20 protein-coding genes and 1 pseudogene are annotated in these 22,513 nt (G+C 47.1%); 5 read left to right on the top strand and 16 right to left on the bottom strand.

What is annotated here, in order from left to right; translation table 11 throughout:
- Positions 1-31 precede the first annotated feature (31 nt).
- Both SHEWMR4_RS08610 and yqfB read right to left on the bottom strand, forming a co-directional pair.
- Positions 32-1,126 carry a hypothetical protein gene (locus SHEWMR4_RS08610; protein WP_011622405.1) on the bottom strand — a complete coding sequence of 365 codons (1,095 nt, stop codon included), beginning with the start codon at positions 1,124-1,126 and terminating at the stop codon, positions 32-34.
- 27 nt (positions 1,127-1,153) lie between these two features.
- Positions 1,154-1,465, bottom strand: coding sequence for a N(4)-acetylcytidine aminohydrolase (yqfB, locus tag SHEWMR4_RS08605; protein ID WP_011622404.1), 312 nt, complete (start codon positions 1,463-1,465; stop codon positions 1,154-1,156).
- Between the two features lie 307 nt (positions 1,466-1,772).
- On the opposite strand from yqfB, the gene SHEWMR4_RS08600 reads away from it, so the two are divergent.
- Positions 1,773-1,976 carry a DUF2986 domain-containing protein gene (locus tag SHEWMR4_RS08600; protein ID WP_011622403.1) on the top strand — a complete coding sequence of 68 codons (204 nt, stop codon included), beginning with the start codon at positions 1,773-1,775 and terminating at the stop codon, positions 1,974-1,976.
- Between the two features lie 207 nt (positions 1,977-2,183).
- On the opposite strand, the gene SHEWMR4_RS08595 is transcribed toward SHEWMR4_RS08600, so the two are convergent.
- Both SHEWMR4_RS08595 and SHEWMR4_RS08590 read right to left on the bottom strand, forming a co-directional pair.
- Positions 2,184-3,746: an MATE family efflux transporter gene (locus SHEWMR4_RS08595; RefSeq protein WP_011622402.1), complete on the bottom strand. Its 1,563-nt coding sequence runs from the start codon at positions 3,744-3,746 to the stop codon at positions 2,184-2,186.
- 376 nt (positions 3,747-4,122) lie between these two features.
- Positions 4,123-5,373 (bottom strand): MFS transporter, encoded by a 1,251-nt coding sequence (locus tag SHEWMR4_RS08590; RefSeq protein WP_041408754.1) that lies wholly within the window; start codon positions 5,371-5,373, stop codon positions 4,123-4,125.
- A 240-nt stretch (positions 5,374-5,613) separates the two neighbouring features.
- Between SHEWMR4_RS08590 and SHEWMR4_RS08585 the strand changes: the two genes are divergently transcribed.
- On the top strand, positions 5,614-6,495 hold the full coding sequence (locus SHEWMR4_RS08585) for a LysR family transcriptional regulator (RefSeq protein WP_011622400.1): 882 nt from the start codon (positions 5,614-5,616) through the stop codon (positions 6,493-6,495).
- An 84-nt stretch (positions 6,496-6,579) separates the two neighbouring features.
- Here the strand turns inward: SHEWMR4_RS08585 and SHEWMR4_RS08580 are convergent, their stop codons facing one another.
- From SHEWMR4_RS08580 to SHEWMR4_RS08570, 3 genes are all read right to left on the bottom strand, one after another.
- A complete protein-coding gene (locus SHEWMR4_RS08580) occupies positions 6,580-6,984 on the bottom strand; it encodes a YbaY family lipoprotein (protein ID WP_011622399.1) in 405 nt (134 codons plus the stop codon).
- Position 6,985: 1 nt separating this feature from the next.
- Positions 6,986-7,852 carry an acyl-CoA thioesterase II gene (gene tesB / locus SHEWMR4_RS08575; protein WP_011622398.1) on the bottom strand — a complete coding sequence of 289 codons (867 nt, stop codon included), beginning with the start codon at positions 7,850-7,852 and terminating at the stop codon, positions 6,986-6,988.
- Positions 7,853-7,966: 114 nt separating this feature from the next.
- A complete protein-coding gene (locus tag SHEWMR4_RS08570) occupies positions 7,967-8,920 on the bottom strand; it encodes an SDR family NAD(P)-dependent oxidoreductase (protein ID WP_011622397.1) in 954 nt (317 codons plus the stop codon).
- Positions 8,921-9,244: 324 nt separating this feature from the next.
- Between SHEWMR4_RS08570 and SHEWMR4_RS08565 the strand changes: the two genes are divergently transcribed.
- Positions 9,245-10,120: a 1,4-dihydroxy-2-naphthoate polyprenyltransferase gene (locus tag SHEWMR4_RS08565; protein WP_011622396.1), complete on the top strand. Its 876-nt coding sequence runs from the start codon at positions 9,245-9,247 to the stop codon at positions 10,118-10,120.
- 153 nt (positions 10,121-10,273) lie between these two features.
- Here the strand turns inward: SHEWMR4_RS08565 and SHEWMR4_RS08560 are convergent, their stop codons facing one another.
- Both SHEWMR4_RS08560 and SHEWMR4_RS08555 read right to left on the bottom strand, forming a co-directional pair.
- Entirely contained in the window at positions 10,274-11,083 is an 810-nt protein-coding gene (locus SHEWMR4_RS08560; RefSeq protein WP_011622395.1) for a DODA-type extradiol aromatic ring-opening family dioxygenase, read from the bottom strand.
- 70 nt (positions 11,084-11,153) lie between these two features.
- A complete protein-coding gene (locus SHEWMR4_RS08555) occupies positions 11,154-11,633 on the bottom strand; it encodes a DoxX family protein (RefSeq protein ID WP_011622394.1) in 480 nt (159 codons plus the stop codon).
- A gap of 201 nt (positions 11,634-11,834) precedes the next feature.
- On the opposite strand from SHEWMR4_RS08555, the gene SHEWMR4_RS08550 reads away from it, so the two are divergent.
- A complete protein-coding gene (locus SHEWMR4_RS08550; RefSeq protein WP_011622393.1) occupies positions 11,835-12,734 on the top strand; it encodes a LysR family transcriptional regulator in 900 nt (299 codons plus the stop codon).
- A 77-nt stretch (positions 12,735-12,811) separates the two neighbouring features.
- Here SHEWMR4_RS08550 and SHEWMR4_RS08545 read toward each other — a convergent pair whose 3' ends face one another.
- The 6 genes from SHEWMR4_RS08545 to sugE all read right to left on the bottom strand — a co-directional run bounded on the left by SHEWMR4_RS08545 (position 12,812) and on the right by sugE (position 19,482).
- A complete protein-coding gene (locus SHEWMR4_RS08545) occupies positions 12,812-13,129 on the bottom strand; it encodes a hypothetical protein (protein ID WP_011622392.1) in 318 nt (105 codons plus the stop codon).
- A 155-nt stretch (positions 13,130-13,284) separates the two neighbouring features.
- A complete protein-coding gene (locus SHEWMR4_RS08540) occupies positions 13,285-13,995 on the bottom strand; it encodes a hypothetical protein (RefSeq protein WP_011622391.1) in 711 nt (236 codons plus the stop codon).
- A gap of 280 nt (positions 13,996-14,275) precedes the next feature.
- On the bottom strand, positions 14,276-14,734 hold the full coding sequence (locus SHEWMR4_RS08535) for a hypothetical protein (RefSeq protein WP_011622390.1): 459 nt from the start codon (positions 14,732-14,734) through the stop codon (positions 14,276-14,278).
- 10 nt (positions 14,735-14,744) lie between these two features.
- The gene (locus tag SHEWMR4_RS08530) at positions 14,745-16,868 is read right to left on the bottom strand and encodes a S8 family serine peptidase (protein WP_011622389.1); all 2,124 of its coding nucleotides are present in this window, start codon (positions 16,866-16,868) and stop codon (positions 14,745-14,747) included.
- Between the two features lie 544 nt (positions 16,869-17,412).
- Entirely contained in the window at positions 17,413-18,939 is a 1,527-nt protein-coding gene (gene gndA, locus SHEWMR4_RS08525; protein WP_011622388.1) for an NADP-dependent phosphogluconate dehydrogenase, read from the bottom strand.
- 228 nt (positions 18,940-19,167) lie between these two features.
- A complete protein-coding gene (gene sugE / locus SHEWMR4_RS08520; protein ID WP_011622387.1) occupies positions 19,168-19,482 on the bottom strand; it encodes a quaternary ammonium compound efflux SMR transporter SugE in 315 nt (104 codons plus the stop codon).
- A gap of 288 nt (positions 19,483-19,770) precedes the next feature.
- On the opposite strand from sugE, the pseudogene SHEWMR4_RS20735 reads away from it, so the two are divergent.
- Positions 19,771-19,896 (top strand): annotated as a pseudogene (locus SHEWMR4_RS20735) (integrase core domain-containing protein); the annotation flags it as partial.
- Positions 19,897-19,954: 58 nt separating this feature from the next.
- On the opposite strand, the gene SHEWMR4_RS08515 reads toward SHEWMR4_RS20735, so the two are convergent.
- The gene (locus tag SHEWMR4_RS08515) at positions 19,955-22,180 is read right to left on the bottom strand and encodes an NADP-dependent isocitrate dehydrogenase (protein ID WP_011622386.1); all 2,226 of its coding nucleotides are present in this window, start codon (positions 22,178-22,180) and stop codon (positions 19,955-19,957) included.
- Positions 22,181-22,513 lie beyond the last annotated feature (333 nt).

Here is a 22,513-nt window from a genome sequence, read left to right as displayed (position 1 = left end):
CTGCAATTGCAGCCTTTCTTTTTAGATAAATCTACTGCCTTAAGGGAGCAACAATCACCTTCCCTTGCGCCGTTTGTGCTCCTCTGAAAAAATCCGTTCCATTGAGAGATAACAAAATACCTTTTGTAAAATCATCCCCTAAACGATACCAACGACGCTCGCCCGTGGTATTCGAGAAAGAACGGAAGGCAATGGGAAACATTTTTCCCTTTGAAAAATCTGTTTGCTCTGCAACATCATAAGCAAACAGATTAAATACTTCCTGAACCCCTTCCTCTAGGTATTTACGCAATTGCTGACCATCATCGGCGAGCCAAATCTTAGCCTGTTTGGCCGCTAGCGCTTGCTCATCCAAAGGCTCATTTACCTCAGCCAAGGCTTTATCACGTTTTTTTATTTCCCTTAAACGTTCACGCGTACCATCGGGCAATTTTGCATACTTAGCATTCACTTGAGCAAGATATTCCTGCTTTTCTTCCTCTGTGCGGAATCTATCCACATAGGGATTGGATTTTGATTGATATAGGAAGCGATTTTGGTAAAGCAGCTGTGGCTTTGCCCCTTTCACAGCACCTTGATACATTTGCACCTGTAACATGACATGCAACATAGTGTTATCGGGCGTTAAGCTATATTCGGGCGTGAGGATCAGTGCAATATCCTCAGGGCCCAGTCCTAATCCTTTCACGCCCTTTGAAGGCAATTCATCGTAGACCCTAACAGGATTATCAGCGAGTTGAGGCAAGGTAGTGATCAGCATTTGATACTGTTTTTCGTACGCTTTTTTTAAGGTATCCCCTGCCAGTAGTTCTCTAATCTTCGCAATTGCCTCCTCTGCATCGGACTCTCGGGATTCGTTAATTGCCACTTCAGTCAAACCAACAATTAACCCACCAAGTGCACCCGCGGTGACACCTGCTGCGCTCAATGTGCCACCAGACGCACCATAAAGATGATATTGCGCGCCTAGTTGTTTACTAGATAAATCAACAACTAATTGAGCATTATCGAGTTTTTCCTGATGACTCGCATCAAGGTTTACTTTGTAGGGGGCTATGCTACAGGCCGATAATGTACTCACGGCCAATATCAACATTAAAGGCATTTTTAACGTTAAGAATTTCATATCAACTCCTTGTAAATATTATTATTTTTATTGCACTAAACAAAAGCGAATTTGAAATAACTGCTCAAGGCCGGGATAAATCTCTTGGATCACTCGGCGCAGCTCGGGCAGCGTCATATTCTCCTGGGCAGCATGTTGCTCTGTTAGCTCAGAAAACAACACAGGCACAACCTCAATGACCTCGATATCACAAAACCAACGGTCGTCTTCAAAGGTCGATACTGGCAAAATTTGTCCCGCAAACACATGGGACTCGGCTTCATCCCTTAAGGTAATGGTCTTAGCTCCCGATAAAATATCCTGCTCGAAACGCTCAAAGAAAGTGATTTTGGTTAACAAAGCGCCTCCATAACAAACACTCACATAGTATGCGGAACTTAACGAGTGTTAAATCTGCATTTATTTACTTAAACAGTTTAAAGGTCAATACCTTACCGACCCTCAATATAGCGGCTTTAGCAATGCGTTAACAGTACAGCGAACAAAAATAACTCATACTTTAGCGTGACCTCATCCTGCCCCAATTTGCCTGTACGGTCTTTAGCAACAGCAAAACATGGAGAGATAAGCAATATTGAGTTAGAATCCAGCTTTAATTGAGCCGCTGGACTCAGCCTGCATAGGCAAAAACCGAATTAGAGATGTTATGAACAAGAAGCAAAAGATCGTTAAGAAAATGGCTAAGCGCGAAAAAGCCAAACAAAACAAAATCGAGAAACCTAAAGTGGGTGCAAAACCGCGTTATATTTCTAAAGCAGAGCGTGCTCGCCTCGAGGCGGAAACCTCTGAAGCTGTGGTAGACGTTGCTCCTGCCGACACCCCAGTCACCGAAGCTGAGACTGCTAAATAAGCTAGGCTTTGAGTCAAAAGCACTTTCATTTATAAGCATTTCTGACTTATAAAAATCCGCAGCACTGATCCATCGTTCTCACAGGATCACTTAAGAGATTCAAATCTGCTGATTTGAAAAATGTTAGTTTTAAATATAAAGGCCACTTTTCAGTGGCCTTTATATTTTATGAGTTTTTATGATGACAAAGCATAGCTTTCACAGGGTTTACGGCGTATTCGGTTTTGCTTTATCAAAATCCACCGCTGCCGTGGCCGCCTCGCATTCCTGCTCTTCGGTCAATTGGCCCATTTGCACATGGGAGGATGAAAACGGACTCGTAGATGAGGGCAGATTTTGGCCAACACAATTGGCAATTTCTTCCTCATCCCCCGCCAGCAGTTGCTGGCACTTAGCCTGCGCCTCTTCGGTTTCGTTCCCCAAGGGCTGTGCCACGCTCGCGCGGCTTGCCAGTGCGACTTTATCGACTAATCGGTAGGCCACCCACACACCCATAATCCCAAACAGAATCGAGCCCAATACTTGGCCGATTAACACACCGTATACCCCGCCCCACTGGGCGCCAAAATACACAAATGGCACAGTCCCTAACGTGGCTTTACCGACGTTGAACAAGGTGGAGTATTTCGCTTTGCCCAGATTATTAAACGAAGCATTGGCCACAAATAAAATGCCAGAGAAGGTAAAAAACACCGCGATATAGCTACAGAAAAACTCGATAAGCGCCGCGCTATCGCCTTTCATATCGAACAGGCTCACCACCTGCGATTTGAGCAAGAACAGCAGCAGCGACATCACCACCACATACAAGGTACAAAATTGAATCGCCTTGGTTAAACTCTCGCGCACCCGGTCGAATCGACCCGCCCCAAAGTTTTGCCCAACAATCGGCCCAATGGCGCCGGATAACGCAAAAATCATCCCAAAGGTGACCGGGACTAACCTGCCAAGCACCGCCCAACCGGCCACATAGGCATCACCAAAATCCGCAATCGCGCGGGTCACAAAGGCGTTACCAATGGGCGTCGCGATATTCGTCAGCATGGCAGGCCCGGCAATAGCGAAAATCGGTTTGAGATCGGCAACAAAATAGCTGAAGTTAAATTTGCCTAGCAGTTGATGTTTTACCACAACACCGCGCCCGGCAATGATAAAGACCGCTATACGGGCAAGGACCGACGCCAGTGCCGCGCCTTCAATCCCCATGGCAAACAGGAAAATAAAAATCGGATCCAGCACAGCATTAACGCCGCCGCCCGCTAAGGTCGACATCATCGACAGCTTGGCATCCCCAACGGCACGCAGCGCACCGCCAAGGGCCATCGCAAGGCAAATAAAGGGTAAAGAAGGCACCAAAATGTACAGATAACTCTCGGCAAGTTCCGCGGTATGGCCGCTCGCCCCTACCAAAGTCACTAATTCGGGGATAAAACAGGTCACCACCACACTCACAAAAAGGCTGATTAGGGTGGTCACCGCCGCACTATTGAGCAAGAGGCGTTTAGCTAACTCGACATCCTTTGCACCAATCGAGCGGGATACTAACGCGCCGAGCGCAATCGAGAGGCCGATACCAATAGAAGTCGTAAAAAACGAAATACTGCCCGCATAGCCCACCGCCGCGGCCAGTTCATGTTCGCCGAGTAAACTTAAGAAGAAAATATCGAGTAAATCGACCACAAATAAGGCAGAAATCCCCACCGCGGCGGTCGAACTCATCACCAGGATATGACGAAGAATCGAACCTTCAACGAATTTGGCTTGGGTCATGGGGAATTACCTTGATCTATTGGAAAGGCGGACATTAAAACGAGGTCAATGGTCAACGCCACTTAAGCATTATCTTGAATACGCTAGCCTACCATGAGGCTGTGCCCATGATAAATCATTTAAGCGATTTCATTTGCCGCGAATTGCTCAGTGCACTAAGGCCTCTCCCCTTAGAACAATAGTTTGTCCAAATAACCGAATCCAAGCCATTCAACTCAAATTCTATCGATCGTTATCAATGAATTTCGGCATCTCAATTTGAATGAGTTGCCGAATGAGTACGAGAATCACAAGAGAATGCTGATGGGCCCACATGGCCGACACGATGAGCGGCAGTATCTAGACTCATATTTAACATCAAACGCCAAGCCCTACGCTATACCTCGACGCGGTTCATTTGGGTCTGGTGATAACGCAAACGCGCAATCGACAAGGCTATCAAGGCAAGGAGTGTTAATGATCCCATCACTACCCCCTGCCACTCGGCTTTATGCCAAAACAGCATCAAGTAAGGCCCGCCCAGCGCGGCGCCTAAGTAATAGCAACACAGATACAGTGAGGTGGCTTTAGCGCGGTCGCGACTCGCGCGCATCGCCACAAAAGAATTGCAGCAGCTGTGGGTTAGGAAAAAGCCACAGGCCGTCATCAAAAAGCCCAGACAAATCGTGACTGGAGTATCGAACAGGGTCAATAAACTGCCCAGTAACATCAAGCACCAAGACCATTGGTATAACTTGTGCTGACCAAATTTGGCCAGCCATTTGGCAGTAAAATAAGAAGCCACGGTACCACTGGAATAACACAGGAAGATCAACGTCGCTTGGAAACGGCTCCACTCGTAGGGTGCGGCCATCAAATGCAGCTGAATAAAGCTAAATTGATTCACCATCATCATAAAAGTGATCCCACCGATGGCATAGGCTAAACGCATCTGCGGATCGGTTAGGTGATGGCTAAAGCCATAAATATCCTGTAATAAACGTGCCCGTTTTGACAGTGTTGGCGAGGTGGTTTGTCCGCCCGATACCGCCTGTGCATCGGCGCCAGAAGGCAATAAATAACTGGTTAAGGCAACGCCCGCAAGCGTGACTAAAAACAGCAGCCACATGGACTCTTGCCAAGATAAAAACTGCGACATCACCCCGCCCAGTAACCGACCGACAATCCCGCCGATACTGTTGGCCATGATATAAATACCCGCGGCTTTGAGCATAGTGCTTGGCGAGAGTTGCTCCTTAAAATAGGCCATTGCAATGGCGGGCACCGCCGCTAACAGCACGCCCTGTAAAAAGCGTACGTAGACAAGAGCATTAAAATCCCCAGCCCAAATCAACAGCAGATTCGACAGCGCCAGTAGCCAGAGACTCACGACAATCGGCGTGTGGCGGCCAATTCTGTCGGACACAACCGCATAAATTAACAGCGAAAACGCCAGCGAAAAGCTGGTAACCGAAAGGATAAGGGTTGCCTTAGAGCCCGATACCGCAAAATGCTCGGCGATCAGCGGTAACATGCCCTGCATCAAATACAGATTGATATACACCACCACGGAAGCCACACACAGGGCCCACATCAGTCGGGTATCACGTTGTTTACTGTCGATAATAGTGTCTAACACGGCTTGCACTTTTGGCCTCGATAACGCATCACTCTCAGGATAGACAAAGATTAGCACTGGGCATAACATAACAATAATAGATAATTTATATTGAAATTATTGATTTTTGTTATAGCTAACAGTTGCGATACACTCTGTTATCGGCCAAGCAATGCGAGATACGACTGTACTGGGTTGTAGCGCATTATTAACCCTTAGAGCACAGTGCTCTCGAGCATAGATACAATCCAGCATAAAAGATGAATAATCATGGATATACGCCAACTTAAACATTTAGATGCACTGGCCAATACTGGCAGTTTTACCGCCGCGGCCAAGAAGCTCAATATGGCGCAGCCGGCCCTAAGCCAAAGCATTAAACGGCTCGAGCAGTCGCTTGGGGTGACACTGATTAATCGCACTAGTAATAAGAATGACAAGCACCTCGCGCTCACCGCCGAAGGCTTAGTGCTGCATCAACATGCCACTTTAATCCTAAAACAAATCAAACAGGCCGAAGCGCAAATCCGCGCTATGGCGAATCTCACCTCAGGGGAAGTGCGGATAGCGGTGCCAGGCATGCTGGGCTCCTTCTATCTGCCCTCTCGACTTATGGCCTTTCGCCATCAATATCCCGAGCTAAAGCTGTCACTGTTTGAAGGCGGTACCCGTGACGCGCTACGGATGTTACAGCAGGAAGAAGTGGATATCGCCATCATTACCGCCCAAGATTTACAGAGTGACTTCGATAGCCAATTGTTGATCCGTGAGCAGATGGTGATCGCCATGGGCGCCGAGCATCCGCTCGCCGATCATCCTGCCGTCAGCCTCAACGACTTCTTTGACCATGAATTAGTGATGTTTAAAACTGGCTATTTCCACCGGGAATGGATCCTCTCCCAGGCCAAAGAATTGGGTAAAAAGCCCAATATTGCCTTTGAGACTAACCTGATTAACTTAATTAAACAGATTGTCTCCCAGGGATTTGGGATCACTAGCGTGCTCGAAATGGCCATCAGCCCAAAAGACGACATTCTCGCCAAACCCTTTGACCCACCGGTGTTTTTAAATCTGCATATCGCGTGGAAAAAGCAGCGCCCCGTCAGCCAAGCCGACCGCGCCTTTGTGGAATTTTTAATGAAAAACCGCTAAACCGCATAATAAAAAAGGGGATTAACTCCCCTTTTGGATAAAATGCATTCGCACATCCTGCCAATAGGCTTTAAAACACTCAGCCTACTGCTCAGTGCGAACCGCTTTCATCAATACTTCAGTGGTGTATTTATCATTATTAATCACAGGGAAGCGGTCATAGGTTTGAAAAATCACCTTATCCTGATACTTGATCATGGCCACCACGCCGTAATTAATGCGTTTATCGATAGATTGTGCCGGTAATAAGAACTTAAACGGCACTGGCGCTCTGGCGATATTAAAGCTCTTTTGGGCAATGATGACGCCGGGGGTATTCAAATCGATAATCGCAATGGTAATTTCACTGCCTGGAGGCAGGAGAATTTTTTCCAAATAGCCCGCAGCACCATTAACCACCACTGGAGGATCGGGTTGAACCGTCACGCAGCCACTTAAGGCAAATGTCACCAGTAAAAATGACATAAACAACTTTATTTTCATCAACATATTAACTTCCTTTTACCATACGGATCAGCCCCTCTTGAGTCGTCGAGGCGACCAGCTCACCCTGCTGATTAAAAAATTGGCCTCGTACATAACCTCGTCCACCGCTGGCGGTGGGACTGTCGATACTGTAGAGCAACCATTCTCCCATATTAATTGGGCGATGGAACCACATAGCATGATCGATTGTTGCCATGCGGATCCCCGGCGTTAAAAAAGACACGCCATGGGGCTGAGCCGCCGTGACTAAAAAATTAAAGTCAGAGGCGTAGGCCAGCAAATACTCGTGAATATGGGCATCCGTTGGCATTGGCCCATTCGCCCTTAGCCACACATAGCGATAGGGTTCAGTTTCTTTGGGCGCGAAGGGATGCAAAGGATTGACTAAGCGCATCTCAATCGGCGCATCTTCCATAAACTTTTCGAGAATGCGCGCAGGCACTTTATCCCTTAAGGTCATCGCCAACTCATTTTGATTCAATAACCCTTCAGGACCCGGCACCTCAGGCATTTGGGCTTGATGGTCAAAGCCTGCCTCAGGCTCTTGGAAGGAGCAGGTCATATGAAAAATCGGCCGCCCCTTTTGTATTGCGCTCACGCGTCTAGCACTGAAACTGCCGCCGTCACGCATATTCTCCACTTCATAGACTATGGGGAGCTTCTCATCCCCTGCGCGTAAAAAATAAGAGTGCAGCGAATGGACTTTACGCTCGGCTGGCACGGTTTGCTTGGCGGCGCTCAGGGCTTGCCCCATCACTTGGCCACCAAATACATGCCCAAATCCTAAGTCTTGGCTTTGACCACGAAACAGCCCGATTTCAATTTGCTCGAGGGATAATAATGATAAGAGATCGTCTAATACCTGACTCATGGGATCCTACTGAAAATTAGCAACTAATGCCCAAGGGTAACTCAGTTAGACTAGGGCTGACCAGTAGAGAGTCGATAGCTTATTGCATCTTGTAGCTTCAGCACGCCCAAAGCACTACTCAATTTTAATATGATGCTCAAGGGCACTCTGTTTTGACCAAGCCAGCACTTTATCTTCGCCGCAGGTATGCAAATTAATCGGAAAGGCATAATGCAACTCGGGCCAGTACTTGACCAGTTTATCAGGTGTACACAGCCCCTCACTGAAATAGATGGACTGAAATTCGGCAAACATCCCATGACTCACACTGCCCGCCCCCGCGAGCAGATGCTGGCCATTAGGCGCAGCACCACTGACTAAAAATGCCATAGTCGCCGTGACAGTATCAAAGGAAAAAAGCGGTTGAATCGCTGGGGCTAAGTGTTTATCGGTCATGGCCGTGAGTGCCTGCGGGCACAGGCTATTGATATGGATGTTATACTGCTCGCCCTCTAAGGAAAGGCTATTCACCATACCGACGAGAGCCATCTTGGCAGCGCTGAACGGAACCTGATGTAAGTCGCCAAACAACGCCGACACCCCCGTGGTCATCAAAATTCGGCCATAACCATGGGTCTTCATCAGCGGCCACAGGGCCTGAGTAAGATAAAAACTGCCGTTCACATCCACATGAAACTGTCGCTGCCAGTCGGCTTGTTGGATATGCTCGAAGGAGCACGCGCCGTAAACCCCTGCGTTATTGATCAAAATATCCACGCGTTGCCAATCTTGCTGTAGACGATTCACCATCACCTTGACATCATCCTGCTGGCTAACATCTACTTCAAAATACAGGCATTCTCCCCCAAGCTTTAAAATGGCCTGATGGGTTTGCTGCAGCTCTGCGTTAGTTGCATGAGTTAAGTTAGAAGAGCTAGTTGCCCTCAATGCCTCGCCTTGGGATGGACTTCCCTTAGGTTGGTCAACTAATACCAGTTTGGCGCCCCGCTCAGCCAACATAATGGCATAGGCTCTCCCTAGCCCGGAGCCTGCTCCCGTTACCAACGCCACTCGATTATCGAAACGCATCCTATCGTATCCTTATCATTGACATTCACGCTAAACGCCACACTAAACCTTTCACCTCACAGCTCTGGTTATTGCAAAAATAGGGGTGAAGTTCATCGGCTTAACCGATGTTTGGCAGTGGATCACAGGGGATATAAAAACACAGGCATAGTGGATTTTCTTTGAACTTGGCGACAAATCTTTCCCCTGAAAGCGAAACATCTGTGCGCCAATTCAAACTCTATTACATGCGTGTATTAGATAGTGCTCACTTTAAGCCAAATTCTTGTTATGCTATGACGCTGTTCACTACCCAATTCTTTTCTTAGATAACGACTGGACATCATGAATCCTTGGATTTTAGCCATCAGGCCCCGCACCTTACCCGCGGCAATCGGTCCCCTATTAATCGGTAATATTCTGGCACTGCACCTTGAGCGTTTTAACTGGTTAATTGCCGCCACCTCGATGTTGTGCGCCATCCTATTGCAGATCGCCGTCAACCTCGCCAATGACTACTTTGACTTTAAAAACGGCATCGATACCGCCGAACGGCTCGGCCCGGTTCGCGTCACCCAGAGTGGCATGATCCCCCCCCATAAAGTACGTAATGCGATGATCCTATGCTTAGTGCTGGCTTTAACCGTAGGCTCGTATTTGATTTGGCACGGAGGCTGGCCGATTGCGATTTTAGCGGCGGCGGCCATTTTAGGCGCCCTCGGCTACAGCGGCGGCCCCTATCCTTTGGCATCACACGGGCTAGGTGAAGTCGCCGCTTTTGTGTTTTTTGGTTTAGTGGCTGTGGTTGGCAGTTATTATCTGCAGGCGGGTGATACCAATATGAATGCCTGGCTACTTGGCTGTGCCATTGGTTTATTTAACGCCGCCATTATGTTGGTCAACAACACCCGTGATATTCGCACCGACACCCAAGCGGGCAAACATACGCTCGCGGTGAGGATTGGCGAGGCGCAGGCCAAAGTCTTGTATCAAGCCTTAATTTACTTGCCCTTTGGTTTAGTGATCGCAGGATTCTTACTGGGCATTCTGCCGGGCTTACCGGTACTGCTGGCGGGCTTATCCCTGCTTATCGCCCGTAAACTCAGCAGCGATTTCTATGCCGTATCGGGTGAAGCGCTCAATCCACTGTTAGGGCGCACGGCAAAACTCACCATGATATTCAGTACCCTATTTAGCGTGGGACTGGTGTTTACCGCATAAACGGGAATATCAAGGTCTCGGGATTACCCAGAGTTGAGAGAAAAACCAGCCCACAAGGCGGCTAGGTTAAAATAGACAAGGCTTTAAATATAAAAAGGTTCGTCACGATGCGTTTAATACGCAACATGACGAACCTTTTGCTTTAGGGGCTGATTAGGACCAGAGGTAACCCGATATTGCTGTGTTAAATAACAGGCCACTAAATTGATGTGTGGCTTTTGGCGTCTGCAAATGCGCCGCCCCAAAACACACATGCAAAGGAATTAAGTGCTCTTCCCTTGGGTGGCTAAAACGTGCCTCCGGCGCCGATTGCCAATCAATTAATTGTGCCTTGGCGTGGCTATCGCCTGATGTCACCACATCGGTTAACCAAGTATCAAACCCTTGGCTGCGAGGCAACACCTTAGGATCGCTGGAGAAAAACGCGCGCATATTGTGAAACGACATGCCAGACCCCACAATCAACCCCCCTTGCGCGCGCAATACCGCGAGGGCCTCGCCGATAGCAATATGGGCACTCGGATCTAGATGCTGCACTAAGGACATTTGCACAACTGGAATATTCGCCTCAGGGTACATCAACTTAAGTGGCACAAAGGTACCATGATCGAAGGCTCGCTGATTGTCGAGTCGCACCTCGATTCCACTCGCCTTGAGTAAATCGGCAATGGTTTCGGCGAGTTGCGGCTCACCGGGCGCGGGATAAGAAAGCGTATAGGCCTCAGGAGGAAAGCCATAATAGTCGAACAGCATGCCAGGATGGGGATGGCTAGACAGTGTCACCTGCGCCTCTTCCCAGTGGGCGGTCACTAATACAATGGCCTTGGGGGTCGGGATAGTATCTGAAACCTTGGATAAAAATGCCCTTAACTCCCGATGATTTGCATCATTGAGTAGCGGTAAATGCCCGCCACCATGGGGAACAAATAACACTGGCATTAAACTGGTATTCGCGTGCGTCATAGTTAACTTCTCTTGATGAAACCGTTAGTTGTGACTTGTAAATCGTAACTTGCCAGCGTTGTGGCAACGGTCAGAAAATCGCTTTCATATCCACCAGCTGACGTTGAAAACGCACTAATTTATTGACGGTTTCATCGAGCTTAATAATTAAAAACAACAGCGCAGATAAAGACAATGCAGGCAACGCACTCAGAGTCGTTTCATAATTAAAGTGATAATAAATGGCCCCCATCATTACCGACAGTAATACTGTTGCTGACACGACCCGATATTCGCGCCAGCCGATGCCAAGGGCGCCCAGCACTTCGATCACACCAATAAAGTAGCCAAAGCCCGTGGGTAAGTTCATGACGCTAAAGGGCACATGGAAAAACGGCACGCTGAGTAACTTGCCCATACCCGAAACGAAAAACACTATGCTCAGCGCTAATGTCACCACCACCGCCGCACGATTTAAGGTATTAGCACAGACAAAAAGTTTTTGAGGGTCAGTCTCGGCCGCAGTTTTCTCTTGGTTGCCTTTGGCTAAACATAATTGATTGATCGACATAACTACCTCATTACTCTTTATTATTAGCACCAAGCCCAGCCTTAATTGCTCGCTAAACGGCGCCCTAAACGCAAAGTAGTGGACTCATTTTGAGCCCACTACTGTCATAAGGCGGAATTATGCGCCCACAAAAAATAAATAAATATGGAATAATATCTAACATCTCCTAAAATAATTCTTTATTTGTTTAAGAGTCTTGCCATGACCTTAGAACAGTTGCTGATGTTCAATACCGTCGCCCTCGCTGGCTCGCTAAAAGCCGCCAGTGACAAACTTCATAAGACACAGCCCGCGATCAGTCAGAGCATTAAACAGCTAGAATCCCAGTTGGATTTAATACTGTTCGACCGCCAAGGTTATCGATTAGCCCTCACCCAAGAGGGACGAAAGTTGCTGCAATATGCCCAGCGGGTACTGAACGAAGCCCAGGAGATGCGGCAAGTCGCCAAACATTTAGCCAAAGGCAACGAAGCCAGCATCACCTTAGCCTTTGAGGCCTCCTTTAATCTTGCTCGCATATTGCCGATGCTGGAGCAAACGCAAAATGAGTTCCCACACACACAAATCATTCTAAAACAAGAATATTTAACCGGGGCACTCGAGGCTTTAAATCAGGGCGAAGCCGATATTGCGATTTCTGCAGGCGGCATTGAGCCGATACGCTCAAGCCATTTTGAGCTGGCCTATTTGTTTTCGGGCAATCTTTTAGATGTGGCCTCACCGCGCTTACTGAGCCGGCATCCCACCCTGAGCCATGTGCGCGAATTGGTGAACGAGTACCAAATTGTGATCCAAGATACTGGCACAGGCACAGCCAATATCGAGTTTGGCGTTCAAGCAGGGCAACGCCGTTGGTATGTGAATGATTTTTATACGAAGAAAATGCTGATCCAGAGCGGCATGGGCTGGGGAAAATTGCCATATTATTTGGTGGAACAAGCCCTTGCGGATGGAAGTTTACAGCCACTGGAGATGCGAGAAAGGCAAAACCTTATCCAACTCGATTACTATGTGATGCGCCCGCCCCACTCGCCCTTAGGACCTGTGGCACAAGCGCTATGGGAAAACTTAGTCCAATTAGCCGCAAAGCAAAGCGTCTAAGCAATTTATCAAGGTATCGCAAGCTCAAGATATGTCGTTTGAATTTGACACTCATTAATCAGCCAGCAGTTGCAGAGCTAATGACTAAGCAGATTCAACCACTCCTGGGGGCTGGCCAAAATAAATTGATACACACTGCCATCATCCAAGGTGATTTTTATCGCATCAGAAGTTACAGGTAAAATGCCTCCGCCCTTACCCCAACAGGATTCAACCTTGGCGATATCCTTTCTTTGCAGCTGATATGGCCCAAGTCCTAAGGTTTTATTGTAGGGAGAAAAACAAACCATCTGCTCGGTGACAGTTAACTGGCCATCGGCTCGCGCCACACCATCTTGCGCCGTCACGATAGCAGATCTGATTAGGTTTTCTTGCATAGTTGGGCTTTGTTGCATAGCTTCACTCCACTGAATTGTACTAACAGCTTTATTCCAAGTTACCAAACACTGCGGCTATTTCAAGTTTAACGACAAACCTGTCATCTGCGGTCGTTGTGACCTAATTTGTCCCAAATCACGCTCAGTCGTGCCTACACGGCGAATACATTCGCTCAGCGTTGATAATAAATAATGGACCAAAAATCAAACTGTTCGCCTTTGGCGGCGCACCAATCTGGAAAAGGCTCATCCCCAGCAAGAGTGGAATACTCCTCCCAGCAATTAACCATCGACAGGTAATAATCATGCCTGTTTTGCAGCCTTGATTTACGCTCAATCGTCGGTAATCGCGTGATTAATGCTTGTGCTAACGCTAGCGAGTCTTTTGCCCGTGATATATCACCCAGCAACACCGATTCCGATAGATGGTGGGTCTGAAAATCGACACTGTTTAAATGAGACAACGCGACTTGAGTGAGACAAATTTCATCGGTAGGCTCGAGCACTAACGCCCTTTCATAGAAATCGGCATCCCCAGCAATAAAGCCTAACCATTTGTGGGGGATGAGATTGTTGGGCTCATCTAACATCCATTGGGTCAGCACGCCTTTTAGTAGAACTATGAGCGGATAAGCCAGTAACTGGTGTGTTTCACGGTGCCAAAAGCCTAAGGAGGATAGCTCCTCTGCGATGTGCCTCTGATCTGCCAAGGACAGGCTCTTACAGTGCGACACGAATTGGTTTACCGTCGCAATCGCTTGCTTCTTTAGTCCTTGTTCTTTTTGCAGGCAATATTGACCAAAAAGTTCATACCCCTTCCGGGCCGAATACTGAGTCCCTATCGCCTTTAATCCTTCAAAGTTATCGCTATTCCAGTAGTTCATATAGGTGTTGTAGTTAGGAGCTTGATTTAAGAGTTTAAGTTAGGTGTTTGAGGTGCGTTGTCTTCAGCCGCAAGGTATTGGCTGCAGTCACTAAAAACATAAGCCTTAAGAGCAGATTGTAATCACCAAGCCCACCTGGGACCACAAGATTTACTATTAAGCAGTTAACTATCCACAGTTTTTATCTCAACTTGCCCACTTTTATCACTGCTATTGAGCAGACCACCACAATAATAAAGGGCCTTGCGGCCCTTTATGCAATGTTAACCTAACAAGATGATTATTGGATTTCTTGCTTGGCGAGTGCGCGGTCAAGTTTGGCGCGCTCAACCTCAGGCGAGGCTTTAACCGCTTGGATTAAACCGAGCAGATCTGTGCCCTCTTCGGCAGCAAGCAACAATAAGTTATTGTTATTTTGCCAAGCTACTTTTAGGCCATGGGCCTTAGCAAAATCGGCAGCCGACACACCAGGCTTTAGCTTAACCACTAATTTACCAGTCATTTCGGCAAAGGCCTTACCCGATTGGGTTACCACTTTTTGCCCTTTGACCAACTGTTTAGCCTGCTTAACCCCTGACTCAGTTTTTACAAAGTAAGGAGTATCCAAACCTAAAAACTCAGCACGGCTCATTCCTTTAGTCTCAGCTTGTGCTTCTGAAAAATCGACTTTGTCATGTGCCATCGCCTGCACCGACAGTGAAAGGGCCACAGCCACTAACGATAAATTTAACGCTTTCATTGATTACTCCTTAAGATGCAGACTTGGCAGCATGACCATGGAAACGAATTGACCAACCTTTCAGCTTGCCATCGGCTTCGTTAGGGATAGCAATTGGTGTAGTGCCTTTATCAAACTTGATAAAGGAATAGCTACCGCTATTCACATCAATCAGCTTGATTGTCCATTCACCTTTTGATGATTCGCCATAGAAGGCATTCGACAACATAGGTGTTGCATCGTAGCCAGTAACGAGATCTTTGGGGTCATTTTTATCCATGACACCTTGGTAAACTAAACCGTTATAAGGTGTCATCAACACACTCTTAGTGCCAGCCGGCGAAATCAGCTCGACCGCTAAATCCGGTAGACGCAGGTGGTCGGCCGTCAGCTCAATTTGCACGGCTTCAATCACTAAATCGTCTGCAACCACTTGGGTATCAGTCACACCGTTAACATCCGCATCGGGGATAGCCTTAGTGAGCGCAGGGCTTGCTTGCCACTCAGTAACCACATAGTCGCCTAAATCTTCGGCATAGGATTTAGCCAGTCTAACGGCTTCGGTAAGATCCACTCGACCAAAACCATAGAGGTTATGGAAAGAGAACCCGGCTGCGTTCTGCAACCAGCCTGGGATAGCCGTATACACTGGAGCGGCTTCACCCTCACCTATGGTCACTGTTTTAGGCGCAATATCCGTATCCACTTTGGTTGCCGTCTTGGCAAGAATATAGCGAACATCACGCCAAGAAAGATCTGGATTCGCACTCATGATCACCGCCACTGCACCCGAGGTATTTGGCGCCGCAGACGAGGTGCCGTTCATGGTCGATGTGTAGTCACAGTTAGAGTTTAATGGGTTCAAACCACCGTGGAATGGCGTGCTTGGTCTGTCTTCGGCAATCGCGTAACCATTCTCACATCCCATACGGTCGGTGGTCACAATCGCTGGATTGTCATCACCATATTCACCACCCGGTGCAGTGACGAAAATGTTCGAGCCCACCGATGAGTAGCTAGAAAGCTCGCCCTTAGCGTTAATTGCGCTGACCACTAAGTTATAAACGTTAGCATTGTCAGAGGACATGTTGGAGTTATGGAAAGGTAAGCCATGGTTAGCAGGATTTCCCGCCGTTGCAGTGAAGTAATCTCCAGGCAGCCAGAAGGTACGAAAACGATAGTAGTTATAGCCGTTACCCGCAGATTTAACGAAAATACTGCCTTTACCATCGAAGCTTTGGGTTGCAATATCTTGATAAACTTCGGTTTCATCCTCATCAAACACATCAGGGAATGGAACGCTGTAACCATAACTTTGGTTAAAGACTCGCGCGCTATCACTATAGGCACTGGCACCATGTGATTTAGCAAAGTTTTCAAATGTTTGAACGTTCTCGACTTTACCCGTTGGGTCTTGATCTAAAAAGTTAAAGCCGATCAACTTAGCCTTGGGCGCAACACCACGACCGCCGATACCATTCCAGCCTTCGGCCGCAATAATCCCACCAACGGCAGTACCGTGGCCCGACTTACCCGAGAAAGGTGTTGGGTCAACTGTGCCGGTAATCAAATTATAAGAACCACCATTGACCGTGTTGTTCATCAAGTCTGGGTGTGCAATCTCTAAACCATCGTCCACCACGGCAACGGTAATGTCCTGTCCCATGGCTTGAGCAGACATAGCACCGCTCACATTCATATCTTCACCGGCAACACCGCGGTGAGCCGCAAAGGCATTCTGTCCGGTGTTTTTTAAATGCCATTGGTAGGTAAAGAGTGGATCCCCATGCTTGATATTGATTGTCAGATTGGCTTCAGCCTGTAATTGGCCGTCGGACACTTTAAAGCGAACCACTTCAGTGCCTTCAGAGGCATCGGAGGCATAGGTAAATTCACCCGTGCTCTTATTGACTAGCGTAAAGGTGCCCAATTTAAGATCGGCCGGATCAACCAATGAATAGGTCAGACCGCCTTCGGCATCACTCGCTTCCAGTTTTCCAGTAAAAAGAATCGACTGCGACACATCCACAGTCATATCCGCCGTCGTTGGGGCGGTATTCACTTTAGGCACAGGTGCCGGAGCCTTCTTATCATCGCTACCACAGCCAGCCAATAAGGCCGCCGTGATACTTAATGCAACAATGGACATACGCATAGTAGACATTCCTTCTTGTCATTACTTCATGCAACTTAATTTGGCTTAATAAATTGATAAATCATATTCCGCATTAAGTGCTGTTATTTTAGTTATACCCTATTAATCCTTATAAAATACAAGTTTCAAAAGGGAAGCAAAGGTTTAACATAAAAGAAATAATTGTAAAAACAAATATAAATAGAATGGAAAACTGAATAATTTAATCAGGTCAATTTATAAGCGAATCAAATTATAAATGGATAATAAAAAATAATAATAAAGACTTATTTAATAATATAAATCACATAAATAACATAGGGTTAGTTATTTAATTTTTATGTAAGTTACAGAACGATAAACCATTAAATATACATAATTTTTTACATTTTTTAATATTTATGTTCTATTAAAATTTTGCAACATCAAAATAAATAGCATTAAAAATATAGAATGATAAACGGTTAACCCATTATTTAGTTAACAATGTTCATACAATTATTGGTTGTCATAATAAATTAACCCGATAAAAAAGCCCCTATTTAGGGGCCTTTGTACGATTTATTTAGAGTTTGATTAATACCCTGTTTGGGGCACTCCAATCTAAATGATATTTCTCGCCAGCGGGCTTATCTGAGCGCTCAAAGGTGTGGGCACCGAAAAAGTCCCTTTGACCTTGAAGCAAGTTTGCTGGCAGGGTCTCGCTGCGATAACTGTCGTAATAGGCCAATGCCGAACTAATGCAAGGCACGGGGATCCCTTGCATCACAGCCGCCGCCACAGCACTGCGCCACTCGGTTTGTTTTTCCGACAAGGTAGTTGCAAAGGTGTCGGCCATCAATAAACAGCTTAAGTCCGCATCCGCTTGATAAGCTTGAGTGATAGATTGCAAGAAGGTGGCACGAATAATACAACCCGCACGCCAAATCTTCGCGATTTCAGCAAAATCGAGCTGCCATTTTTGCTCCTGCGCCGTCATCGCCATCAATTGGAAGCCCTGCGCGTAGCAACACACTTTAGCGCAATAGAGCGCACTCTCTAAGGCATCGATTAAGACGGCTTTTTGAGCATCATCCATCGCCACAGAGACAGGACCTGCGAGCTTTTTACTAAGCTCAACACGGAGGGATTTTTGGGTGCTCACCGCGCGCGCATAAACCGCTTCGGCAATAGTGGGAGCCGGACAACCAATTTGCAAACTGCTCACCGCAGTCCAAAGGCCAGTGCCCTTTTGACCAGCTTTATCGAGGATCATCTCAACTAATGGCAGACCGGTTAGCGGATCCGCCTGTTTGAGCACCTCGGCGCTGATCCCCATCAGATAGCTGTTTAAACTGCCCTTATTCCAGCGTTCAAACACCTCACCCACTTGAGCTGCACTCATGCCTAAGCCATCGTGCATTAACTGATAGGCTTCGCAAATCAGCTGCATATCGGCGTATTCAATCCCGTTATGCACCATTTTCACATAATGTCCGGCGCCAGCAGGACCAATATAGGTCGTGCAAGGCTCACCTTCGGTCACGGGATTACCCGGCTCAAAACGCTCAATCGGCAGCCCAGTTTGAGGATCAACCTTAGCAGCAATGGCCTTCCAAATCGGCGCCACATGCTGCCAAGCTCCAAGATCGCCACTTGGCATTAATGAAGGGCCAAAACGAGCACCCACTTCCCCGCCCGAAACCGCCGAGCTGAAGAAGATAAATTTCCCTTGGTAACGCTTTTCGCGTTCAACGGTGTCCGTCCAAAGACTGTTGCCCGTATCGATAACGATGTCGTCCGCTTCGATACCGGCAGAAATCAAGGCATGACATACCCCATCCACAGGCGCCCCCGCAGGGACTGAGAGCACGAGAATACGGGGTTGAGCGAGGCTTGCTAACATTTCTGAAAGATTAGCACAGCCTGTAATTCGCAGATCCTGTCCTACACGTTCTTGTTTTTCTTGCTGTAAAACACCGTTGACTTTAACAGGATCGAGGTCGAAGGCACTGACGCGATATTGATTGTCGGCAATGTTTAGCGCGAGGTTTTTGCCCATCACGCCAAGGCCAATCACGCCAATGTCATTAAGATTGCTGTGGTTTTGCATTATATAATTCCCACGGGTCACAGAGGTTAGAAATAACCAATTTGGAGGTGTAATTATATCGGGCTTTGTAACTTAATTACCAGAGACAATAGACGATGCATACGATTGGCAATCTCGATTACCGTCTAAGATGCGTTGTTTTTTCAGGAGAATATTCCTAGATTTCTTCAAACATCTTTACCAATCGTATACATCTGGGGCGAGCGCTTCCTTGGGGAAGTGAATTGATTAATGAGCGAGTTTTAAACCAAGAACACCAAGCAAAATGAGGATTAAACTGACAATTTTCAGCAAGCTTACCCCTTCGCCTAAGAGAATAATGCCCGCAATCGCGGTGCCCATGGCACCGATGCCGACCCAAACCCCATAGGCCGTGCCTATTGGTAGCTGTTTCACCGCCAGCCCCAATAGCACCACACTCACTGTCATGGAGAACACAGTAAAGACACTCGGCCAGAGGCGGCTAAATCCGTCGGTGTACTTAAGCCCGATGGCCCAACCAATTTCAAATAGCCCAGCAAGAATTAATAGAAACCAGCTCATAGAGAACTCCCATACGGGGTCGTCCCCAAATTGATATCGGCGTATTTAGGGTCGTCCCTAAGCCGTTGTGAGTATGTTTACATCGAAAGTTTGTTTAGATCGAAAGTATGCTCGGTTCTAAAGCAAAGAGGCAGACAAAGGTGCCTGATTAGAAAGCTAAGTTCCAATGTCCTAAACGATCCATGCCAAAGCAAAACCCTTAGTATGCGGGCTAGACTAGCAAATACTAATGCATAAGAACAAGCCTTGGGGGCTTTGTTTCCTAAATCGACTCAGCGAACAAAGCCACATAAGCCCGCAACGCTGGAGGAGGTGCGACAGATGGTGGCAGAAGCGGTCGCCATCTATAATAAACGACGGCCACATTTGGCCTTAAAATACAAAACGCCCGATGAGGTTCATCGAGCGTTTTAGATGGAAATAAGTGTCAACTTATTTCAGGACGAGACAATGCTAAGTTAACGATAAATCGTTAAGCAATTAATAACTTGTTCAGTGTTTCACTTGGGCGCATGGCTTTTTCAGCTTTTGCAGCATCTAAACGGTAGTAACCGCCTAAATCCACTGGTGCACCTTGCGCATTGTTTAACTCAGCAACAATCACTTGCTCATTGGCAGCTAGTGCGTGAGCCAGTGGAATAAAGTGAGCTTGTAACTGCTCGTCTTTGCTTTGTGCAGCTAATGCTTGTGCCCAGTACATCGCCAGATAGAAATGGCTACCACGGTTATCTAGTTCACCAACGCGTCTTGATGGCGACTTATTGCTATCTAAGAACTGACCGATGGCTTGATCTAAAGTATCCGCCAGTACTTGTGCCTTAGGGTTACCCACTGTTTGGCTTAAATGCTCTAAAGAAGCCGCTAAAGCCAGGAATTCACCCAGAGAGTCCCAACGTAAGTGACCTTCTTTTTCAACCTGTTGTACGTGTTTAGGCGCACTACCGCCCGCACCCGTTTCGAACAGGCCGCCACCATTCATTAATGGCACGATAGACAGCATCTTAGCACTGGTACCCAGTTCGAGAATTGGGAATAAGTCAGTCAGGTAGTCACGCAGTACGTTACCGGTAACAGAAATAGTATCTTTACCTTCTTTAATACGCACTAATGAGAAACGAGTCGCTTCTTCTGGTGACATGATGCTGATTTCTAAACCGCTTGTATCATGCTCAGGCAGATATTGCTTCACTTTAGCAATCAGCTGCGCATCGTGGGCACGATTCGCATCTAACCAGAATACCGCAGGAGTATTGCTTAAGCGTGCACGGCGTACAGCTAATTTCACCCAGTCGCGAATTGGCGCATCTTTAACTTGGCACATTCTCCAAATATCGCCCGCTTCAACGTTGTGGCTCATTAACACTTTGCCACTGGCATCAATCACGTTAACTACGCCATCGGCTGGGATTTCGAAGGTTTTATCGTGGCTACCGTATTCTTCGGCTTTTTGCGCCATCAGACCAACGTTTGGCACACTGCCCATAGTGCTTGGATCGAAGGCTCCGTGTTCTTTACAGAAAGCGATAGTTTCTTGATACACACCCGCGTAGCAACGGTCTGGGATCAGCGCTTTAGTGTCGTGCAACTTGCCATCAGGGCCCCACATTTGGCCTGATGAACGAATCGCCGCAGGCATAGAAGCATCGATAATGATGTCGCTTGGTACGTGTAAGTTGGTGATGCCTTTATCAGAATCCACCATCGCCAGCGCTGGGCGCTCAGCATAAACAGCAGCGATATCGGCTTCAATTTGTGCACGGACATCGGCGGGTAAACCAGCGATTTTGGCGTATACATCGCCAAAGCCGTTGTTCACATCAACGCCTAGCTCAGCAAATAATGACGCATGTTTATCAAACACAGGTTTGAAGAACACTTTCACTGCGTGGCCGAACATAATGGGATCAGACACTTTCATCATGGTGGCTTTAAGGTGCAGTGATAACAACACGTTTTCGGCCTTGGCATTGGAGATTTCACGCTCAAAGAAGCTCACTAAGGCTTTTTTGCTCATCACTGACGCGTCGATGATCTCACCAGCTAGCAGTTTCAGGCCAGATTTCAATACCACGTCTTGACCGTCTTTTTGCGACAATACGATGTTAACTGTGTCGGCGTTAGCCAGAGTCACAGACTGCTCGCTACCGTAGAAGTCACCTTCGCTCATGTGAGCAACGTGAGATTGTGACTCTTTACTCCATTTACCCATAGAGTGCGGGTTTTTCTTGGCGAAGTTTTTCACTGAAAGCGGCGCGCGGCGATCAGAGTTACCTTCACGCAGTACTGGGTTTACCGCACTGCCTTTGATCTTGTCGTAACGGGCTTTGATAGACTTTTCTTCGTCAGTCTTTGGCTCGTCAGGATAATTTGGAATGTCGTAACCTTTCTGTTGCAGCTCTAAAATACAGGCTTTTAACTGCGGAATCGAGGCACTGATGTTTGGCAGTTTGATGATGTTTGCTTCAGGTTGATTGGCTAATTCGCCCAGCTCAGCTAAGTGATCGCCAATTTTTTGCGCGTCAGTCAGTTTTTCAGGGAAATTTGCAATCACACGGCCCGATAAAGAAATATCACGGGTTTCAACCGCAACACCCGCCGCATCGGTAAAGGTTTTGATGATAGGTAACAGAGAAAGCGTTGCCAGTGCTGGCGCTTCATCGGTTTCGGTATAAATAATTGTTGGTGAGTTATCTTTCATGTTACATCCTACATTATTGTAAAATTTAATATTTTTATAATAATTTTATATCATGACGAACAAACATTGGCACGGCGGAATTCTCTATCGAGGCAATCGTGAACGCCTTAGCTACCTCAAAACCCGCGGCAACATCCTCTTTGCGTTCGCCAACGTGGGTAAATCGACTCATTAATACCTAACAAACATTTAGGCGTAGATCACATTTTCAGGCCGACATCATAGAGCATTCACAGTAATATTCAAATTCCACTAACGGCGAATGCCAAGTACACTGTGTACAGATTACTGACCCACGTCCTCAAACTTTTAAGTTCGTCGTCAGCTTACAGC

It is taken from the genome of Shewanella sp. MR-4 (assembly GCF_000014685.1).
GTDB lineage: Bacteria > Pseudomonadota > Gammaproteobacteria > Enterobacterales > Shewanellaceae > Shewanella.
Note: the sequence above shows the minus strand (reverse complement) of the source record. Positions and strands in the feature narration are given on the sequence as shown.